This window comes from Ruegeria sp. ABV4_181 (assembly GCF_056158465.1).
On the sequence record NZ_JBSWTI010000002.1, the window covers coordinates 1,825,076 to 1,843,665 of the forward strand.

Sequence of the window (18,590 nt, forward strand, 5' to 3'; positions counted from 1 at the left end):
ATGACCGGCGCGGATACCCCTTCGGACAAACCTCATATCCCTGTTTTGCTGCGTCCGTTGCTGGCAGCCGTAGCCCCCGTGACCGGCGTCTGGCTGGACGGGACATTTGGTGCCGGCGGCTATACCCTTGGTTTGCTGGAGGCCGGGGCGGACAAGGTCATTGGCGTGGATCGGGACCCGCTGGCCTTTGAGATGGCGGCGGATTGGGCGGGTGCCTATGGTGACCGGCTGGTGATGCAACCCGGAGTGTTCTCACGCATGGACGAATATGCGCAGGATTTGGATGGGGTGGTTCTGGATCTCGGCGTTTCGTCCATGCAGCTGGATCAGGCCGAGCGCGGCTTTTCTTTCATGAAAGACGGCCCGCTGGACATGCGTATGAGCCAGGAGGGCGAAAGCGCAGCCGATCTGGTGAACAACGCGACCGAGGCGCAACTGGCCGATATCCTGTTTCACTATGGCGAGGAACGCGCCAGCCGCCGTATCGCCAAAGCCATCGTCAGGGCGCGGGCCGAAGAAACGATCACCACAACGCTGCGACTGGTTGAGATCATCGAATCCTGCCTGCCGCGTCCGAAACCGGGGCAGTCGCACCAGGCCACGCGCAGTTTTCAGGGGCTGCGGATAGCGGTGAACGCCGAGTATGAAGAACTGTTTCAGGGCCTCATGGCTGCCGAACGGGCGTTGAAACCGGGCGGACAGCTTGCCGTGGTCACCTTTCACTCGATCGAGGACCGGATGGTCAAACGGTTCTTTCAGTCCCGTGCCGGCAAAACAGGGCGCGCCAATCGCTATGCGCCCGAGGTGGAACAGGAACAGCCGCAATTCACGCTCAAGACCCGCAAGGCCGTGGGTCCGGACGCGGAAGAGTTGCAGGACAATCCGCGCGCGCGCTCGGCCAAGCTGCGCGTTGCAATTCGGACCGAGGCTCCGGCCGGGGAAATAGATGCCCGCGCCATCGGCATGCCGCAACTGGGGGAAAGGGCAAGATGAAGAGTGTTTTGTATGTGTTGACTGCTCTGGCCGTGTTTGGACTGGCGCTGTGGGCGTATCAGGAGAATTACCGCACCCAGCAGGTGGTGAAGGAAACGCAGAAATTGCAGCGTGAGATTGGCATGGCGCAGGTGCGGCTGGCGGTGCTGAATGCGGAATGGGCCTATCTGAACCGTCCCGACCGGTTGCGCGAACTGGCGGATCTGAACTTTGAACGCCTGGGTCTGCTGCCCCTGCGTGCGGAACAATTCGGTCGTGCGGATCAAATCGCATATGCCGAGGACCCCGACCTGCCGATTGTCGACCCGATCGAACTGCAGGCTATCACCGACACCCAGGCGCTGGGTGAGGTGCAGATCCCATGACCCGCACGCCTCTGCGTCCTCTGGCCCGCATTCTTGACGCCCGCGCGCGCGGTGAAAACCCCAAGACGATTGAACGCGAAAACATCCGTCGGCGTCACGAAGACATGAAGGACCGCGCCCGCGCCCGGGCCGAAGGGCGTCTGCTGGTGCTGGGTCTGTTCTTTTTCTGCGCTTTTTCTGTGGTGGGCTTTCGCATGGGCATGCTGGCCACGTCCGAGGCGCAGGAACCGCTGGCCTCGGCCCCCGGTGCCGCAATTGCGATGCAGCGCGCCAATATCGTGGATCGCGAAGGGCGCATTCTGGCGACCAATCTGGACACCTATTCGGTTTACGCCCAGCCGCCCTTGATGATCGACCCGATTGCGGCTGCTGATCAGTTGGTGGCGATCTTTCCCGATCTTGAGAAAGAACGACTGGTCAAGGATTTCACAGGCAGTCGCAAATTCCTGTGGATCAAAAAGCGCATTTCTCCTGAACAGAAACAGGCGGTTCACGATATCGGTGATCCCGGCATTCTGTTCGGCCCGCGCGAAATGCGGCTGTATCCGAACGGACGTCTGGCAGCGCATATCCTGGGTGGTTCCGGCTTTGGCCGCGAAGGCGTGAGCGCCGCTGAGGTCATCGGTGTGGCCGGTGTCGAGAAACAGTTCGACGACTATCTGCGCGACCCGGCAAACGGCAACAAGCCCCTGCAACTGTCGCTGGACCTGACCGTTCAGGCGGCGGTCGAGCAGGTGCTTTACGGCGGCATGAGGATCATGAATGCCAAGGGCGCGTCGGCCGTTCTGATGAATGCGCATACGGGCGAGGTGGTCTCGGCCGCGTCGCTGCCGTCCTTCGACCCCAACGATCGCCCGCGCCCGCCGACATCGGGGTTTGATCCCTCGGACAGCCCCCTGTTCAATCGCTATGTGCAGGGCGTTTACGAATTGGGCTCGGTCTTCAAGATCTTTACCGCTGCACAGGCGGTTCAACTGGGGTTGGTGAACGCGAACACCATTATCGACACTTCGGGCCCGATGAAGATTGGCCGCTTTCCGATCGGCGAGTTCAACGGCAAGAACTATGGCAAGATCAGCGTTTCGGACGTGATCGTCCACAGCTCGAACCGGGGCACCGGGCGGCTGGCGCTGCAAATCGGGGCGCAACGGCAGCAGGATTTCCTTCAGTCCCTTGGCATGTTCGAACCCACTCCGTTCGAGATTGTCGAGGCCGCAGGAGGGGAGCCGCTGAAGCCCAGGAAATGGGGCGAGCTGAGCACCGTGACCATTTCTTATGGGCACGGGTTGTCGACCAGCCCGATGCATCTGGCTGCGGGTTATGCGGCGATTGCCAATGGCGGGTATTATGTCAGCCCGACCGTCCTGCGCAAAAACGGGCCGCAATATGGCCCACGCGTGTTGTCGGAAAGTGCCGCGAAACAGGCGCAGAAAATGCTGCGTCGCGTAGTGACTGACGGCACGGCCAGTTTCGGCGATGTGGCCGGTTATGATGTGGCCGGCAAGACCGGGACGGCCGACAAGCCGAAACCGCGCGGCGGGTATTATGACGACAAGGTCATTGCCACCTTTGCCACCCTCTTCCCCGCCTACGACCCTAAATACGTGCTGATCGTCACATTGGATGAGCCGTCCATCGTCGCCTATGGCGAAAAGCGGCGCACGGCGGGCTGGACAGCAGTTCCCGTCGCGGCAGAACTGATCGGTCGCGTCGCCCCTTTGCTGGGTCTGCGTCCACGGCTTGAGCCTGAGGCGGGCGCTGCTATAACGCTGACCTCAAATTAGGCTGTCCGAAAAGAGGTGGGGCATGGGCGCAAGGACAAAGAAACTCAGCCAACTGGCCCTGACCGCACGGGGGGGCGTCAATCCCGACATCACCGGGCTGGCCGTCGACAGCCGCGAGGTTCAGGAGGGTTACCTCTTTGCCGCGCTGCCCGGCACGCGGGTTCACGGCGGTGAGTTCATTCAGTTCGCCCTGCGTATGGGCGCGGTTGCCATTCTGACGGATGCCGAGGGCGCGGAGATCGCAGCAAGTGAACTGACCGCGTCTGACGCAGCCCTGATCGTCGTCGAAGACCCCCGTCAGGCGCTGGCCGGATGCGCCGCGCTGTGGTTCGGCGCGCAACCGCAGACCATTGTCGCGGTCACGGGGACCAACGGCAAAACTTCGGTCGCCACTTTCGTGCGCCAGATCTGGATGGAACTGGGTCACGCGGCGGTGAATCTTGGCACAACCGGGGTCGAAGGCGCATGGACCGCGCCGCTGGCCCACACGACCCCCGAACCGATCACGCTGCATCGGTGTCTGGCCGAGGCCGCCGAAAACGGTGTAACCCATGCCGCGATGGAGGCATCCTCGCACGGGCTGGAACAGCGCCGTCTGGATGGTGTGCACCTGACGGCGGCCGGGTTTTCAAACTTCACGCAGGACCATCTGGACTATCACGAAACCTTCGAAGCCTATTTCAACGCAAAGGCCGGCTTGTTTGACCGTGTGCTGCCACAGGATGGCACAGCCGTCATCAACATGAGCGACCCAAAAGGCGCTGCCCTTTGCAAAATCGCCGAGGCGCGCGGCCAATCGGTGCTGCGGGTCGGTTTGGGGGACGCCGATCTTTGCCTGATAAACCAGCGCTTTGACTCGACGGGCCAGGATTTGCGCTTTGCCTGGCAGGGTAAAACCTTCCAGACCCGGCTGAACCTGATCGGCGGGTTTCAGGCCGAGAACATCCTGCTGGCATGCGGATTGGTCATCGCCGCCGGGGAAGAGCCCGAGCGTGTCTTCGAAACCCTGCCGCACCTGTCCACAGTGCGCGGCCGGATGCAGTTGGCCGCAACCCGGGAAAACGGCGCCGCCGTGTTTGTGGATTACGCCCATACGCCCGATGCGGTGGCGACCGCCCTCAGGGCGCTGCGCCCGCATGTGATGGGCCGCCTGATTGCCATAGTTGGTGCAGGCGGGGATCGCGATGCCACCAAACGCCCGTTGATGGGTAAGGCGGCGTCGGATCACGCAGATATCGTCTTTGTCACCGATGACAACCCGCGCAGCGAAGATCCGGCCACCATTCGCGCCGCCGTGTTGCTGGGTGCGCCCGAAGCGACCGAGGTTGGCGACCGGGCCGAAGCCATTCTGCGCGGCATTGATGCCTTACAACCCGGCGATGCGCTGTTGATAGCGGGCAAGGGGCACGAAACCGGGCAGATCGTGGGCGATCAGGTTCTGCCCTTCGATGATGTCGAACAGGCCAGTATCGCGGTTGCCGCTCTGGATGGGAGGGTCGCATGACGCTCTGGACAGCGGCAGAGGCCGCGCAGGCGACCGGTGGGCGTGCCACCACGGATTGGCGGGCGGATGGTGTTTCCATCGACACCCGTACATTGCAGCCCGGGGACCTGTTCGTTGCATTGAAGGCCGCGCGGGATGGGCATGACTTTGTGGCGCAGGCTCTGGAAAAGGGGGCCGGGGCCGCCTTGGTATCGCGCGTCCCCGATGGCGTGCCCGAGGATGCGCCGCTGTTGATCGTTGCGGATGTTCAGGAAGGCCTGGAGGCGCTGGGGCAGGCGGCGCGCCAGCGTAGCGATGCGAAAGTCGTTGGCGTTACCGGCAGCGTCGGCAAGACGTCGACCAAGGAGATGCTGGCGACGATCCTTGAAGCACAGGGCAAAACGCATGCCAGTGTCGCCAGCTACAACAACCATTGGGGCGTACCTTTGACGCTGGCCCGGATGCCGCGCGACACCGAATTCGCCGTGATCGAGATTGGAATGAACCACCCCGGAGAGATTGCGCCCCTGGCCCGGCAAGCCCGCCCTCATGTAGCGCTGGTGACAACAGTGGCCGCGGTGCATCTGGAGGCGTTCGACTCGGTCGCCGGAATCGCGCATGAAAAGGCGGCGATATTTGACGGGCTGTCACAAGGCGGGTCCGCCATCGTGAACGCCGACATTGATCAGGCAGACATTCTGCGGAGCTGTGCCCGGGATCGCGGCGCAAAAACGGTCGAGTTCGGCCGGAACGGCGCGGATTACAAATTGACGGAAGTGTCGCAGCGGCCCGACTCGGTTCATGCGACGGCGTCTGTTGCGGGCAGGACAGTCTCGTTTAACGTAGGGTCCGCAGGTACACATTTTGCAATGAACGCGCTTGGGGCATTGGCTGCTTGCGTCGAAATGGGTGTCGATCTGGATCAGGCCATCGCCGGGCTTGGCGCGTGGTCGCCCGTCAAGGGGCGCGGGGTGCGGGAACAGATCACGCTTTCAAGTGGCGGGCAGATCGAATTGCTGGACGACAGCTATAACGCGAACCCGACCTCGATGGAGGCCGCGCTGGACGTTCTGGCCGCATCGCAGGCGGCTCGCCGCATCGCATTTCTGGGCGATATGAAAGAGTTGGGAGCCCAAGAAACCGCCATGCACGCCGACATGGCTGGTGTCGCGGCGATGGCGCGGGTCGATCAGGTGCATTGCATCGGCCCGTTGATGCAGGCGCTGCATCAGGCTTTGCCCGAAGAGAAGCGCGGGCTTTGGTTTATGACCAGCGACGAGATGGCCGCGCAGCTGACGGATCTGGTGCGCCCGGGCGACACGGTGCTGGCAAAAGGATCGCTGAGCATGGCGCTGGCACAGATTGTTGACGGTTTGCGGAAAATGGGGCAAGGGAGCGCGCTTGACCCATGATCGCCGCACGAGAAAGGTTTTGACATGCTCTATTGGTTGACCGCCCTGTCGGATGGAGGGGATTTCTGGAACCTCTTCCGCTATATCACGTTCCGAGCGGGCGGGGCCTTTCTGACGGCGCTGATTTTCGGGTTCATCTTTGGCAAGCCTCTGATCAACGTGCTGCGCAAAAAACAGGGCAAGGGTCAGCCGATCCGGGATGACGGTCCCGAGGGTCATTTCTCGAAAGCCGGAACTCCGACCATGGGCGGGTTGCTGATCGTTGGGGCGCTGGTGACTTCGACACTGGCCTGGGCGCGATGGGACAACCCCTATGTCTGGATGGTGTTGTTCGTGACGCTGGCCTATGCGGCGATAGGCTTTGCGGATGATTACGCCAAGGTTTCGAAACAGAATACCCAGGGTGTTTCAGGCCGGATGCGGCTGGCGCTGGGGGTCATTATTGCGGTTCTGGCATCGCTCTGGGCGACGTTGCACCACCCTGATGCATTGCAGAACCAACTGGCGGTGCCGGTGTTCAAGGATACGCTGGTCAATCTTGGGATATTCTACATTCCTTTTGCCATCGTGGTGATTGTCGGGGCCGCGAACGCGGTCAACCTGACCGATGGGCTGGACGGGCTGGCGATCATGCCCGCAATGATTGCTGCATCGACGCTGGGGATCATCGCCTATGCGGTGGGTCGGGTCGACTTTACCGAGTATCTGGATGTGCATTACGTGCCGGGAACCGGCGAGATTTTCATCTTTACCTCAGCGTTGTTCGGCGCGGGGCTTGGGTTCCTGTGGTATAACGCGCCGCCCGCCGCGGTGTTCATGGGCGACACCGGTTCACTGGCGCTGGGGGGCGCGCTGGGTGCCATTGCGGTGGCCACCAAGCACGAACTGGTGCTGGCTGTTGTCGGTGGTCTTTTCGTGGTCGAAGCGCTGAGCGTGATCATTCAGGTTCTGTATTTCAAGCGCACCGGGCGCCGTGTGTTCCTGATGGCGCCGATCCACCACCATTATGAGAAAAAGGGCTGGGCCGAGCCGACCATCGTGATCCGGTTCTGGATCATCTCGCTGATCCTGGCGATGATCGGTCTGGCGACGCTGAAAGTCCGGTAAAGCTCCCGCCAGGTTCGGCGGACCTGTGGTCCGACTGCCACCTGTTGGGCCCGGCTCGCGCTGGAGCGCGAGCCTTTGCCCCCCTTGCCATCAGTGACCTCTTCTGCGCAGTGTGGCCGCCAATCGGACGGCAAAAAAGGGTAGGTCGGAATGATCCCGGTCAAAGGGTTTTCAGGGCAGAAGGTTGCAGTTCTGGGGCTTGGCAGGTCGGGTCTGGCTGCCGCCCGCGCATTGCGGGCAGGCAAGGCCGAGCCAGTCTGTTGGGATGACAATCCCGCCGCCCGTGAGACCGCTGAGGCCGAGGGCTTCACTTGCATCGACCTGCACCGTCACGGGGCGTTTGACGACATCGCCGCGCTGATCGTTTCGCCCGGAATCCCGCATCTTTACCCCGAACCAAACCCGGTCGTCGTGGCGGCATTGGATGCCGGTGTTCCGGTCGACAATGATATCGGTCTGTTCTTCAGGTCTTTCGCCGGGCCGGAGTGGAACAGGTTTGACACCCCGCCGCGCGTGATCGCGGTTACCGGGTCGAACGGGAAATCGACTACGGCGGCCCTGATCCATCACATCCTGACCGCAGCCGGGCGCGCGGCGCAATTGGCCGGAAATATCGGGCGCGGCGTGCTGGATATCGATCCCGGCAGCGATGGGTCGGTCGTAGTGCTGGAGCTTTCCAGCTATCAGACCGAACTGGCGCGTGCCCTGACACCGGACGTTGCAGTTTTCACCAACCTGTCGCCGGACCACCTGGACCGGCACGGAGGGATGGGCGGCTATTTCGCAGCCAAGCGCAGGCTTTTTGCCGAAGGTGGTCCAGACCGCGCAGTCATCGGCATTGACGAAAAAGAAGGCGCGTTTCTTGCGGGGCAGCTGTCGGAAGGGCCTGCGGACGATCAGGTGATCCGCATCTCGGTGACGCGAAAGCTGACCGGGCCGGGCTGGCAGGTCTTTGCGCGCAAGGGGTTCCTGTCAGAGTACCGCAAGGGCCGGCAGGCGGGCTCGATCGACCTGCGCGGGATCCGGGGGCTGCCCGGGGCGCATAACCACCAGAACGCCTGCGCTGCTTACGCAGCCTGCCGCGCGTTGGGTCTGGCCCCCCGCGTGATCGAGGATGCGCTGCACAGTTACCCCGGTCTGCCGCATCGCAGCCAGATCATCGCCGAAGCAGACGGCGTGACCTATGTGAACAATTCCAAGGCAACAAATGTGGACAGCGCGCTCAAGGCGCTGAGCGCCTTTGCAAAGATTCGCTGGATTTGTGGCGGGTTGCAGAAAGAAGGTGGCCTGGATGCCCTGAACGGCGCCGCCGATCAGGTGATCAAGGCCTATGTCATCGGGCGCGAGGCGGCCGGTTTTGCCATGCAGTTGCAGGCTGAGGCGCAGGTTTGCACAACTATGGCGGCCGCCGTTGAACAGGCGATGGCCGATGCACAGCCGGGTGAGACGATCCTGCTGGCCCCGGCCGCGGCCAGCTTTGATCAATATGACAATTTCGAACAACGCGGCGAAGACTTTGTGGCGCAGGTCCGGCAGCGGCTGGCCGATTAGGTGTTTGCAATAGACCGCCGGTTGGGCGAAGCTGAATTGCTAGCTGCTTGACGCGCCATGCTTATTGGGTTTGCCTTTCGGAAATTCAACACGAGGTCATGATTATGCCATACCGTAAGTTTTCTCTGATCCTTCCTGCCGTTCTGGCGATCGGAGCCTGCACGAACGTTGGTGCGAATTACCAGCCGATTGTCGACGGACCGGTCGGTCCGAATTACAACGCGGATCTGGCCCAGTGTCAGGCGTTGGCAAGATCGCAACCCACGGTAGACAGCAACACGGCAGGCGCCGCCGCGATTGGTGCCGCCGGTGCCGCCGGTGCGAAAGCCATTATCGATGACAGCGCCAGCGATCTGGGCCGCGCGGCTGTCGCGGGCGCTTTGGTTGGTGCCGGGGCAAGCGCGATCAACAATACCCAGAATCAGGAAGTCATCGTGCGCAACTGCATGCGCGGGCGCGGCTATAACGTCGTGGGCTAACGGGCTGCGATGGCTGTTCCGGCGGCGTGGCCCGAGGACCACGCCCACTGGAAATTGTAGCCGCCCAGCCAGCCGGTGACATCCACCGCTTCGCCAATCACATAGAGGCCGGGGACATCCCTGGCCTCCATTGTTTTGGACGACAGGTCATCGGTGTTGATCCCGCCCAGCGTGACCTCGGCGGTGCGGTAGCCTTCGGTACCCGAAGGCGTCAGACGCCAATCGGACAGCGCCGCAACTAGTTCGGTCAGCGCGGCGTCCGACTGATCGGCCAGATTGCCCAGCATCGGAACATGCTGGCTGAGGTAATCCACCAGTCGCGCGGGCAGGTGGCGCGCCAATTCGGTGGTCAGCGCCTTGCGGCCCCCGGCCTGGCGCTGTTCGCGCATCAGGTCGAACAGGGGAAGCTCAGGGATCAGATTGACGCGGACCGCCTCGCCCTCGCGCCAGTAGGACGACAGTTGCAGCACCGATGGCCCACTGAGACCGCGATGGGTGAACAGCAGCGCTTCGTCAAATGTGGTGCGGTCGTTTGACAGCCGCGCGGGCAGAGAGACCCCGGAGAGGTCCTTGAACTTCCCGTCCGAAAAGGTGAACGGCACCAGTGCTGCCCGCGTCTCGGTCATCCGAAGCCCGAACTGCTGCGCAATGTCATAGGCCAGCCCGGTCGCCCCCATCTTGGGGATCGACTTGCCGCCCGTGGCCAGTACGAGGTTGGTACAGGTCAGGCCAAGGCGCTGCCCTTCACGCTCAACCTGTAACGCATAGCCGCCGTCGGTCTTGCGCAGGTCCTTCAGCTCGGTCCGCACCCAGAGCTCGGCCCCGGCGCGCTCCATCTCGGTCAGCAGCATCTGGATGATCTGCTTCGAGGACCCGTCGCAGAACAACTGACCCAGCGTTTTTTCATGCCACGCGATGTTGTGGCGTCCGACAAGATCAATGAAATCCCATTGCGTGTAGCGCGCCAAAGCGGACTTGCAGAAATGCGGGTTCTGCGACAGGAAGTTGCCCGGACCCGCATACATGTTGGTAAAGTTGCAGCGCCCGCCGCCCGAGATACGGATTTTCTCACCCGGCGCTTTCGCGTGATCGATCACCAGAACGCGCCCGCCGCAATGCGTCGCGCACATCATACCGGCAGCGCCGGCACCGAGGATGATCGTGTCATAGGTCATGCGCAGCGCATGGCGTGGATTGAAAGCGAAGGCAAGGGGCCACGCCGACGTCCGGACCAAGAATGGCCGCGAATGTCATCCGGCCATCGCCTGTTTTGAGAACCGTTGGCAATGCGGATTGTCAGCCGCCCGGTGCACTGTCATGTTTCCACATTAAGAATAGGACTGCAGGTCAAGTCAGCGAAGAAGGATAGCCGATGCAATTCCCCGAGTTTATTTCAGCATTTCCTAAGCTGGACGTGCCCTTTCCGGACGATGTGGTCCAGACGTCAGTCGTGCGGTCAGATGCCGGTCTGGTCGCCTTTTTCACGTTTCTTCAGGACATGGAGCTCCCCTTGCATGCCCATGGCGCCCAGTGGGGAACGGTTGTTGCCGGCGCTGTTGAACTGACTATTGGCGGCGAGGCCAGAACCTATCGCCCCGGCGACAGCTATTCGATTCCGGCCGGGGTTGAGCATGGCGGCGTTATCAAGGCCGGTACAAAGGTCATCGACGTGTTTGAAGAGCCTGACAGGTATCCGATCAAAGCATGACCTGAACACGGCAGGCGCGGTTTTTGCCTCTCACGGATTTGAACGCCGTCGGTTCCGCGCTTTTGTTAAGTGGATTTCTGCGCCTGCCCGTCATTCCGCTAGCCCAATCGCCAAATTCCCTGTAGACTCTCAATCAGATCCCGAAAACGGGACGTGAGCGAGGCAGAGAGTGGCGGTATCTCATGACTGAGATGGTGTATGGCGCGGTCCAGGACCAGCGCGGCGAACCGATTCTACCAAAGTGGTGGCGAACGATTGATCGCTGGACAATGTCCTGCGTGCTGATCCTGTTTGTCATCGGGTTGTTGCTGGGGCTGGCCTCATCGCCGCCTTTGGCCGGGCGCAACGGGTTCGATCCTTTCCACTATGTCGAACGTCAGGCGCTTTTTGGCGGGCTGGCGCTGATCGCGATGCTGCTGACCTCGATGATGTCGCCGATACTGGTGCGGCGGCTGGCGGTTCTGGGCTTTCTGGCGGCCTTTGTGGCGCTGGTTTTCCTGCCGGTTTTCGGCACCGATTTTGGCAAAGGCGCGGTGCGTTGGTACTCGCTGGGCTTTGCCTCTCTGCAACCGTCCGAGTTTTTGAAACCCGGCTTTATCGTGGTGGCGGCGTGGCTTCTGGCGGCGTCACAGGAAATTAACGGCCCGCCGGGGCGGTTGTGGTCCTTCGCGCTGTGTATGGCCATTGTTGCGATGCTGGTTCTGCAACCCGATTTCGGGCAGGCTTGCCTGATCCTGTTTGGCTGGGGCGTGATGTATTTCGTTGCCGGGGCGCCGATGATGCTACTGGTCGGTATGGCTGGCGCCGTCGTCATGGGCGGCATGTTCGCTTATTCGAACTCCGAGCATTTCGCCCGCCGCATTGACGGCTTTCTCAATCAGGAGGTCGACCCAACCACTCAGCTTGGCTATGCCACCAACGCCATTCGCGAAGGCGGCCTTTTTGGTGTCGGCGTGGGTGAAGGTCAGGTGAAGTGGTCGCTGCCCGATGCTCACACCGATTTCATTATCGCCGTCGCGGCCGAGGAATACGGTCTGATCCTCGTTCTGATCATCATCGCGCTCTATTCGCTGATTGTCGTTCGGTCACTGTTGCGGCTGATGCGCGAGCGGGACATGTTCATCCGGCTGGCGGGCACCGGTCTGGCCTGCATGTTCGGCGTGCAGGCGATGATCAACATGGGCGTGGCCGTCCGGTTGCTGCCTGCCAAAGGCATGACGCTGCCATTCGTCAGTTACGGTGGCTCGTCGCTGATCGCGGGGGGCATTGCGATCGGCATGCTTTTGGCGTTTACCCGAAACCGCCCACAGGGCGAACTTGGCGACATTCTGCGCGGACGAGGATAATGGAAATACCCTACCTGTTGATTGCGGCTGGCGGCACCGGAGGCCATATGTTTCCGGCGCAGGCGCTGGCTGAGGCGATGCTGCACAAGGGCTGGCGGGTGCGCCTGTCCACGGATGCCCGCGGCGCGCGCTATACCGGTGGCTTTCCCCATTCGACCGAGATTGTTCAGGCCTCATCGGCTACTTTCGCGCGCGGCGGTCTTGCCGAAAAGGCGTTGGCCGGACCCAAGATCGCGGCGGGGGTGACCGGGATGGCGGTGCAGATGATGCGCGACAAGCCCGATGTCGTGGTGGGGTTCGGCGGATACCCCTCGATCCCTGCGCTGGGTGCGGCGACGATGCTAAAGATCCCGCGCATGATCCACGAACAGAACGGGGTTCTGGGGCGTGTGAACCAGCTGTTTGCCTCGCGCGTGTCGCACGTGGCCTGTGGTGTCTGGCCCACGGATCTGCCCCAAGGGGCGAAGGGTATCCACACTGGCAATCCCGTGCGTGCTGCGGTGCTGGAGCGAGAGGCCGCGGGGTACATCCCGCCCGGTGAATACCCGATGTCGATCCTGGTGATGGGCGGATCGCAAGGGGCCCGTATCCTCAGCGATGTGGTGCCCGATGCAATTGCCGCTCTGCCGGAAAACCTGCGCAGCCATATCCGCGTTGCGCATCAGGCCCGCGACGAGGATGGTGAGCGGGTAACCGCGTTTTACGCCGATAACGGTATCCGGGCCGAGGTCAAACCGTTCTTTCAGGATGTTCCCCGCCGCATGTCGGACGCGCAGTTGGTGATCAGCCGCTCTGGCGCGTCCAGCGTCGCGGATATTTCGGTGATCGGGCGGCCTTCGATCCTGATCCCCTTTGCCGCCGCCGCAGGCGACCATCAAACCGCAAACGCGCGCGGGCTGGTTCAGGCAGGTGGCGCGATCATGATCCCTGAAAACGTGCTTGACGTTCCCGCCCTGACCGAGCAAATCACCGCAGTTCTGACCAACCCCGAAGCCGCGCAAAAGATGGCCCATGCCGCCCTATCGACCGGCGCCCCCGACGCGACCGAGCGTCTTGTGGCCCTTGTCGAGCAACTGGCGCAGAAGGAGACCGCATGAATCCCGCAACCAAACTGCCGCAAGACGTAGGGCCGATTCACTTCGTTGGGATCGGCGGCATCGGGATGTCCGGCATTGCCGAGGTGCTTTTGAATCTGGGCTACCGGGTGCAGGGGTCCGACTTGAAGGCGTCCAAGATCACCGACCGCCTGGCCGGTTTGGGGGCCGAGATTTTTGTTGGCCAGCGCGCCGATAACCTGGAAAACGCCGCAGTCGTGGTGGTTTCGACCGCGATCAAGCCGGGCAACCCGGAACTGGACGGCGCGCGCGCGCAGGGTCTGCCGGTGGTGCGCCGGGCCGACATGCTGGCCGAACTTATGCGCCTGAAATCCAACATCGCCATTGCAGGCACCCACGGCAAGACCACCACAACGACGATGATGGCCGAGCTTATGGTGGCGGGCGATTTCGATCCGACCGTGATCAATGGTGGCATCATCCACGCCTATGGGTCGAACGCGCGGATGGGGCAGGGTGAATGGATGGTGGTCGAGGCCGACGAATCCGACGGCTCGTTCAACCGCCTGCCGGCGACCATCGCCATCGTCACCAATATCGACCCCGAGCATATGGAGCATTGGGGCGATTTCGACCGGCTACGCGACGGCTTCCACGAATTTGTCTCGAACCTGCCGTTCTACGGTCTGGCGGTCTGCTGCACCGATCACACCGAGGTTCAGACGCTGGTGGGTCGTATCACCGACCGCCGCGTGCGCACCTATGGCTTCAACGCGCAGGCTGATGTGCGGGCGGTGAACCTGACCTATAAGGGCGGTGTCGCGCATTTTGATATCCATCTGCAATACGAAGACACCGTGATCGAGGGTTGCACCTTGCCGATGCCGGGGGATCACAACGTCTCGAACGCGCTTTCCGCAGTTGCCGTCGCGCGCCATCTGGGCATGAAGGCCAGCGAGATCCGCGACGCGCTGGCCAATTTTGGCGGCGTCAACCGGCGCTTTACCAAGGTGGGCGAAGTCGACGGCGTCACCATCATCGACGATTACGGCCACCACCCGGTTGAAATTGCGGCTGTTCTGAAGGCCGCTCGTCAGGCCACCGAGGGCCGCGTCATCGCCGTGCATCAACCGCACCGCTATTCCCGCCTGTCCAACCTGTTCGACGATTTCTGTACCTGTTTCAACGATGCCGACGTCGTGGCCATCGCCGAAGTATTCGCGGCAAGCGAAGACCCCATCGAAGGCGCAGGCCGCGATGATCTGGTGCAGGGTCTGATCCGCCACGGTCACCGCCACGCCCGCGCATTGCTGGACGAAGGCGATCTGGTGCGTCTGGTGCGCGAACAGGCCCGCCCAGGCGACATGGTTGTCTGCCTTGGGGCCGGCACGATCAGCGTCTGGGCCAACGGCCTGCCCGAACGTTTGCAACAAAAACAAGCTGTCTAACGCGATGGACTCTGCTGAGGCGCAACTTTAAAGTGTGACCTCGCAACCGCAGAAATGACGTCCTCGGAGGGGCAATTGGTGTATTCGGTGGTATTCGCAGGCTTATGGGTCGTGGCCTCGACAATCGTGGCCATGTTGCCGATGCGTCTGCAGTTTCCACCTGGGGTCGTGCTGTTTGTTTCAGCGCCTGCCCTGATCGTCTGGCTGGGGCATGATTTCGGCTGGTTCTTTTCGGTTCTGGCCTTTGCCGCCTTTGCGTCGATGTTCCGCAATCCGATCCGGCACTACTGGCATCGCTGGACCGGGCAGGAGGTCGGGGAATGAGCTGGTCCATCGCTCTTGCCGCCCTGTGGGGGATAGCCGCGAATGTTCTTGCAATGCTGCCCAGCAAGGACAACCACTGGACCCGCGCCTATGTCCTGATTGCGGTGGGTATCCCGATTTTGGGATATGTCACCTATGAGAACGGCCCATGGATCGGATTACTGGTGCTGGCGGCCGGCATGTCCGTGCTGCGCTGGCCGGTGATTTATCTGGGGCGGTGGTTGCGGCGGATCGGGCGGCATCACTATTGATCGCAGCAGCGATCCTTTTTGCGCTGCTCGCCGTAGGTTCGTTTCTGGGGACGACCGCCGTGACGCATTCACTTGCCAGACGGGGCCACGTTTGGATCGTCGTTTGCCAGATTGCGGTTTTGGTCCTTTTGTCCGTTCTTACCGTTGCTTCGGAGAGGGGCGGCGCACCGCTGGACGTCGATTACCTCCGGTTCGTGTTGTTCTGGGTCCTGATCGTACCTGCGTTATCAGGAGCTGTCCTTGGCGGTTTGGTCGGACTATTGCGGACAGTGGCAGGCAGTCGCTGAAATGTCGTTGATCTCTGGATGACAACCCGGATCGTCGCGGCTAGAAGGTGGCAATGACACTTACATCGCTTCCCGTTCGCGGCAAACTTTCCGAAAACAGGTTTCTAAACGACCTCACCTGGCTCCGGGTCGGCGGCCCGGCGGATTATCTGTTTCAGCCGGCGGACATTGACGATCTGCGGAACTTTTTGCGCGAACTGCCCGCAGATACGCCGGTTTTCCCGATGGGCGTCGGTTCCAACCTGATCGTGCGGGACGGCGGGCTGCGCGCCGTGGTGATCCGCCTTGGTCGCGGGTTCAACGGGATATCCGTCGACGGCAACATTGTCACCGCAGGTGCGGCGGCGCTGGATGCGCATGTTGCACGCAAGGCGGCGGATGCGGGCGTCGACCTGACCTTTCTGCGCACCATCCCCGGTTCCATCGGTGGTGCGGTGCGGATGAACGCGGGTTGCTATGGCAGCTATACAGCGGATGTGCTGCGTAAAGCGACCGTTGTTACCCGGCAGGGGAATGTCGTTGATCTGACACCAGAGGATCTGAACTTCCGCTACCGCCAGTCTGACCTGCCGGAAGGGGCAGTGCTGGTCTCGGCCACATTCGAAGGCTCTGCTGGTGATCCGGAAGAGTTGCATGGTCGCATGGCGGCGCAGTTGCAAAAGCGCGATGAAACACAGCCCACCAAGGACCGCAGCGCCGGATCGACGTTCCGCAACCCGGCCGGGTTTTCCTCGACCGGGCGGGCGGATGATGTGCATGATCTGAAGGCGTGGAAAGTGATTGATGATGCGGGGATGCGCGGCGCGACAAAAGGTGGCGCGCAGATGAGTCCCAAGCATTCGAATTTCCTGATCAACACTGGCACTGCTACCGCTGCCGACCTCGAAGGTCTGGGGGAGGAGGTGCGAAAAAAGGTTTACGAAACAAGCGGCATCACGCTAGAGTGGGAAATCATGCGGGTCGGTGATCCGCTGAAGGAATAAAGCCCCAGCCGTCAGACCAAAACAGGCAAATTCAGGTGACGGATCAAAGGCATAACGCAGTACGGACCACGACATAAGGTCCGGGGACATTGAGGCGCACGTTGGGTATGTCGAGCAGGACAAACCCCAAAGTGGCGGTATTGATGGGTGGACCCTCGGCGGAACGCGAGGTGTCTCTCAGCTCTGGGCGCGAATGCGCAGCCGCCCTTGTGGGAGAAGGCTTTGAAGTGGTCGAACTGGACGCAGGTCCCGACCTCTATGCGCGCCTTTTGGACATTAAGCCGGATGTGGTTTTTAACGCTCTGCATGGCCGCTGGGGCGAGGATGGCTGTGTGCAGGGTCTGCTGGAATGGATGCGGATCCCCTACACGCATTCCGGTGTGCTGGCTTCGGCCCTTGCCATGGACAAGCAGCGCAGCAAAGAGGTCTATCAGGCCGAAGGGCTGCCGGTTGTTCCCAGCGTGATCGTGCCCAAGATCGAAGTTGCCCGGGCCCACGTGATGGAACCGCCCTATGTGGCCAAGCCCAACAACGAAGGCTCCAGCGTCGGCATTTACATCGTGCATGAGGGATCCAACGGTCCGCCGCAGCTGTCGGACGACATGCCCGAACACATCATGGTCGAGAAATATGTGGCAGGGCGTGAACTGACGGTGACCGTGATGGGCGACCGCGCCCTGTCTGTAACCGAGATCATGACCGATGGCGGCTGGTACGACTACGACGCCAAGTACAAGCCCGGCGGTTCGTGGCATGTGGTGCCTGCGGAAATCCCGCAGGGCATTTTTGACCGCTGCATGGACTATGCCCTGCGCGCCCATAATGCCCTTGGCTGCAGAGGTGTCAGCCGAACGGATTACCGCTGGGATGACAGCCTGGGGGCGGACGGGTTGTTTCTGCTGGAAACCAACACGCAGCCCGGCATGACGCCGACATCGCTGGTGCCGGAACAGGCGGCGCATCTGGGCATGAGTTTCGGGCAGCTCTGCGCCTGGATGGTGGAGGACGCGTCATGCGACCGCTAAGAGCCACCCGCGCCCCGGTGATCCACCGCAAGAAACAGGTGGCCGGGCCAGATGCCGATTTTGAATCGGGTGTCCGATCCGGCACCGGGCCAAAGCTGCGCCTGCGCGGCGCGCGGCTATTCGGGCGCAAATCGCGGCGGTTCGACCCGGCGCCATCAAGGCTCAGCTACCGGCTGCAACGGTGGATGCTGACGCCCGGCATTCGACGAGGGTTGAAATTCGGGCTGCCGGTTTTCGTGATTTGTGCCGCGGTGGGATTCTACTTTGGGGCCGAACACCGCCGCGAGGCGGTGGTGGCCTATGTGAACGACCTCAAAATCTCAATCCAGCAGCGCCCGGAATTCATGGTCAACCTGATGGCCATCGACGGTGCGGGTACTGGCCTGTCGGACGATATTCGCGAAGTGGTTCCGCTGGATTTCCCCATCAGTTCCTGGGATCTGGATGTCGAGCAGATCCGCGACACGATCACCGGGCTGGACCCGGTAAAATCGGCGACCGTGCGCGTACGCCCGGGGGGGGTTTTGCAGGTGGACGTGGTCGAGCGTCAGCCGGTCATTGTCTGGCGAACCCGAAGCGGGATCGAATTGCTGGACGAAACAGGCGCCCATGTGGAACGCATCGCCTCTCGTAAGGACCATGCCAACCTGCCGTTGATCGCAGGCAGGGGTGCGGATGCCCATGTGGCCGAGGCGCTGGAGCTTTTGACCACCGCTCGCAGTCTGGGCGCGCGCGTGCGCGGGCTGGTTCGTATTGGCGAGCGCCGCTGGGATCTGGTTCTGGACCGCGGTCAACGCATCATGTTGCCGACCGACAGACCGGTACGCGCGCTGGAGCGTGTTCTGGCCGTGAACGAGGTGCAGGACCTTCTGGAACGCGACGTGGCGGTGGTTGACATGCGCCTTGGGCAACGTCCGACGATCAGAATGACCAAAGCCGCCAGCGAAGACTGGTGGAATACAAAAGTGACAGTGGGTAGCGAGCAGTAA

General features: G+C 61.9%; 18 protein-coding genes. 17 read left to right on the plus strand and 1 reads right to left on the minus strand.

The genetic code is table 11. From position 1 onward, the window contains the following. From rsmH to ACXAC3_RS09075, 8 genes are all read left to right on the plus strand, one after another. The gene (gene rsmH / locus ACXAC3_RS09040) at positions 1-993 is read left to right on the plus strand and encodes a 16S rRNA (cytosine(1402)-N(4))-methyltransferase RsmH (RefSeq protein WP_475158954.1); all 993 of its coding nucleotides are present in this window, start codon (positions 1-3) and stop codon (positions 991-993) included. Next, positions 990-1,358: a cell division protein FtsL gene (gene ftsL, locus ACXAC3_RS09045; protein WP_475158957.1), complete on the plus strand. Its 369-nt coding sequence runs from the start codon at positions 990-992 to the stop codon at positions 1,356-1,358. Before rsmH ends, ftsL begins: the two co-directional genes overlap by 4 nt. Beyond that, entirely contained in the window at positions 1,355-3,142 is a 1,788-nt protein-coding gene (locus ACXAC3_RS09050) for a peptidoglycan D,D-transpeptidase FtsI family protein (protein ID WP_475158959.1), read from the plus strand. The genes ftsL and ACXAC3_RS09050 overlap by 4 nt, the downstream gene beginning before the upstream one ends. Before the next feature lie 22 nt (positions 3,143-3,164). Further along, entirely contained in the window at positions 3,165-4,646 is a 1,482-nt protein-coding gene (locus ACXAC3_RS09055; RefSeq protein WP_475158961.1) for a UDP-N-acetylmuramoyl-L-alanyl-D-glutamate--2,6-diaminopimelate ligase, read from the plus strand. After that, entirely contained in the window at positions 4,643-6,037 is a 1,395-nt protein-coding gene (locus tag ACXAC3_RS09060; RefSeq protein ID WP_475158962.1) for a UDP-N-acetylmuramoyl-tripeptide--D-alanyl-D-alanine ligase, read from the plus strand. Before ACXAC3_RS09055 ends, ACXAC3_RS09060 begins: the two co-directional genes overlap by 4 nt. A gap of 24 nt (positions 6,038-6,061) precedes the next feature. Next, positions 6,062-7,144, plus strand: coding sequence for a phospho-N-acetylmuramoyl-pentapeptide-transferase (gene mraY / locus ACXAC3_RS09065; protein ID WP_475158963.1), 1,083 nt, complete (start codon positions 6,062-6,064; stop codon positions 7,142-7,144). 150 nt (positions 7,145-7,294) lie between these two features. Then, positions 7,295-8,695, plus strand: a complete 1,401-nt coding sequence (gene murD / locus ACXAC3_RS09070) for a UDP-N-acetylmuramoyl-L-alanine--D-glutamate ligase (protein WP_475158964.1) — start codon at positions 7,295-7,297, stop codon at positions 8,693-8,695. Positions 8,696-8,799: 104 nt separating this feature from the next. Next, positions 8,800-9,174: a glycine zipper family protein gene (locus ACXAC3_RS09075; RefSeq protein ID WP_475158965.1), complete on the plus strand. Its 375-nt coding sequence runs from the start codon at positions 8,800-8,802 to the stop codon at positions 9,172-9,174. On the opposite strand, the gene ACXAC3_RS09080 is transcribed toward ACXAC3_RS09075, so the two are convergent. Then, positions 9,171-10,349, minus strand: a complete 1,179-nt coding sequence (locus tag ACXAC3_RS09080) for a BaiN/RdsA family NAD(P)/FAD-dependent oxidoreductase (protein ID WP_475158966.1) — start codon at positions 10,347-10,349, stop codon at positions 9,171-9,173. The two genes, ACXAC3_RS09075 and ACXAC3_RS09080, sit on opposite strands and share 4 nt — an antisense overlap. A 197-nt stretch (positions 10,350-10,546) precedes the next feature. Here ACXAC3_RS09080 and ACXAC3_RS09085 point away from each other — a divergent pair, with 197 nt between their 5' ends. From ACXAC3_RS09085 to ACXAC3_RS09125, 9 genes are all read left to right on the plus strand, one after another. Next, positions 10,547-10,882 carry a cupin domain-containing protein gene (locus ACXAC3_RS09085; protein WP_475158967.1) on the plus strand — a complete coding sequence of 112 codons (336 nt, stop codon included), beginning with the start codon at positions 10,547-10,549 and terminating at the stop codon, positions 10,880-10,882. A gap of 182 nt (positions 10,883-11,064) precedes the next feature. After that, on the plus strand, positions 11,065-12,228 hold the full coding sequence (gene ftsW, locus ACXAC3_RS09090) for a putative lipid II flippase FtsW (protein WP_475158969.1): 1,164 nt from the start codon (positions 11,065-11,067) through the stop codon (positions 12,226-12,228). Next, positions 12,228-13,325 (plus strand): UDP-N-acetylglucosamine--N-acetylmuramyl-(pentapeptide) pyrophosphoryl-undecaprenol N-acetylglucosamine transferase, encoded by a 1,098-nt coding sequence (locus tag ACXAC3_RS09095; RefSeq protein WP_475158971.1) that lies wholly within the window; start codon positions 12,228-12,230, stop codon positions 13,323-13,325. Before ftsW ends, ACXAC3_RS09095 begins: the two co-directional genes overlap by 1 nt. Next, positions 13,322-14,731 carry a UDP-N-acetylmuramate--L-alanine ligase gene (gene murC, locus ACXAC3_RS09100; RefSeq protein WP_475158973.1) on the plus strand — a complete coding sequence of 470 codons (1,410 nt, stop codon included), beginning with the start codon at positions 13,322-13,324 and terminating at the stop codon, positions 14,729-14,731. Before ACXAC3_RS09095 ends, murC begins: the two co-directional genes overlap by 4 nt. A gap of 78 nt (positions 14,732-14,809) precedes the next feature. After that, a complete protein-coding gene (locus ACXAC3_RS09105) occupies positions 14,810-15,055 on the plus strand; it encodes a DUF2484 family protein (protein ID WP_475158975.1) in 246 nt (81 codons plus the stop codon). After that, complete coding sequence (locus ACXAC3_RS09110; protein ID WP_475158977.1) at positions 15,052-15,306, plus strand: DUF2484 family protein; 255 nt, start codon at positions 15,052-15,054, stop codon at positions 15,304-15,306. The genes ACXAC3_RS09105 and ACXAC3_RS09110 overlap by 4 nt, the downstream gene beginning before the upstream one ends. 340 nt (positions 15,307-15,646) lie before the next feature. Continuing rightward, positions 15,647-16,576, plus strand: a complete 930-nt coding sequence (murB, locus tag ACXAC3_RS09115; RefSeq protein ID WP_475158979.1) for a UDP-N-acetylmuramate dehydrogenase — start codon at positions 15,647-15,649, stop codon at positions 16,574-16,576. Positions 16,577-16,683: 107 nt separating this feature from the next. Next, entirely contained in the window at positions 16,684-17,601 is a 918-nt protein-coding gene (locus ACXAC3_RS09120) for a D-alanine--D-alanine ligase (protein ID WP_475158983.1), read from the plus strand. Further along, positions 17,589-18,590: a cell division protein FtsQ/DivIB gene (locus tag ACXAC3_RS09125; RefSeq protein ID WP_475158985.1), complete on the plus strand. Its 1,002-nt coding sequence runs from the start codon at positions 17,589-17,591 to the stop codon at positions 18,588-18,590. Before ACXAC3_RS09120 ends, ACXAC3_RS09125 begins: the two co-directional genes overlap by 13 nt.

Bases quoted from the DNA above. Each gene is read 5' to 3' on its own strand.
- ACXAC3_RS09085 (WP_475158967.1), top strand. From the start codon at position 10,547: ATGCAATTCCCCGAGTTTATTTCAGCATTTCCTAAGCTGGACGTGCCC.
- mraY (WP_475158963.1), top strand. From the start codon at position 6,062: ATGCTCTATTGGTTGACCGCCCTGTCGGATGGAGGGGATTTCTGGAAC.
- murB (WP_475158979.1), top strand. From the start codon at position 15,647: ATGACACTTACATCGCTTCCCGTTCGCGGCAAACTTTCCGAAAACAGG.
- ftsL (WP_475158957.1), top strand. From the start codon at position 990: ATGAAGAGTGTTTTGTATGTGTTGACTGCTCTGGCCGTGTTTGGACTG.
- ACXAC3_RS09055 (WP_475158961.1), top strand. From the start codon at position 3,165: ATGGGCGCAAGGACAAAGAAACTCAGCCAACTGGCCCTGACCGCACGG.
- ACXAC3_RS09075 (WP_475158965.1), top strand. From the start codon at position 8,800: ATGCCATACCGTAAGTTTTCTCTGATCCTTCCTGCCGTTCTGGCGATC.
- murC (WP_475158973.1), top strand. From the start codon at position 13,322: ATGAATCCCGCAACCAAACTGCCGCAAGACGTAGGGCCGATTCACTTC.
- ACXAC3_RS09120 (WP_475158983.1), top strand. From the start codon at position 16,684: ATGTCGAGCAGGACAAACCCCAAAGTGGCGGTATTGATGGGTGGACCC.
- murD (WP_475158964.1), top strand. From the start codon at position 7,295: ATGATCCCGGTCAAAGGGTTTTCAGGGCAGAAGGTTGCAGTTCTGGGG.
- ACXAC3_RS09110 (WP_475158977.1), top strand. From the start codon at position 15,052: ATGAGCTGGTCCATCGCTCTTGCCGCCCTGTGGGGGATAGCCGCGAAT.
- ACXAC3_RS09125 (WP_475158985.1), top strand. From the start codon at position 17,589: ATGCGACCGCTAAGAGCCACCCGCGCCCCGGTGATCCACCGCAAGAAA.
- rsmH (WP_475158954.1), top strand. From the start codon at position 1: ATGACCGGCGCGGATACCCCTTCGGACAAACCTCATATCCCTGTTTTG.
- ACXAC3_RS09080 (WP_475158966.1), bottom strand. From the start codon at position 10,349: ATGACCTATGACACGATCATCCTCGGTGCCGGCGCTGCCGGTATGATG.
- ftsW (WP_475158969.1), top strand. From the start codon at position 11,065: ATGACTGAGATGGTGTATGGCGCGGTCCAGGACCAGCGCGGCGAACCG.
- ACXAC3_RS09060 (WP_475158962.1), top strand. From the start codon at position 4,643: ATGACGCTCTGGACAGCGGCAGAGGCCGCGCAGGCGACCGGTGGGCGT.
- ACXAC3_RS09095 (WP_475158971.1), top strand. From the start codon at position 12,228: ATGGAAATACCCTACCTGTTGATTGCGGCTGGCGGCACCGGAGGCCAT.
- ACXAC3_RS09050 (WP_475158959.1), top strand. From the start codon at position 1,355: ATGACCCGCACGCCTCTGCGTCCTCTGGCCCGCATTCTTGACGCCCGC.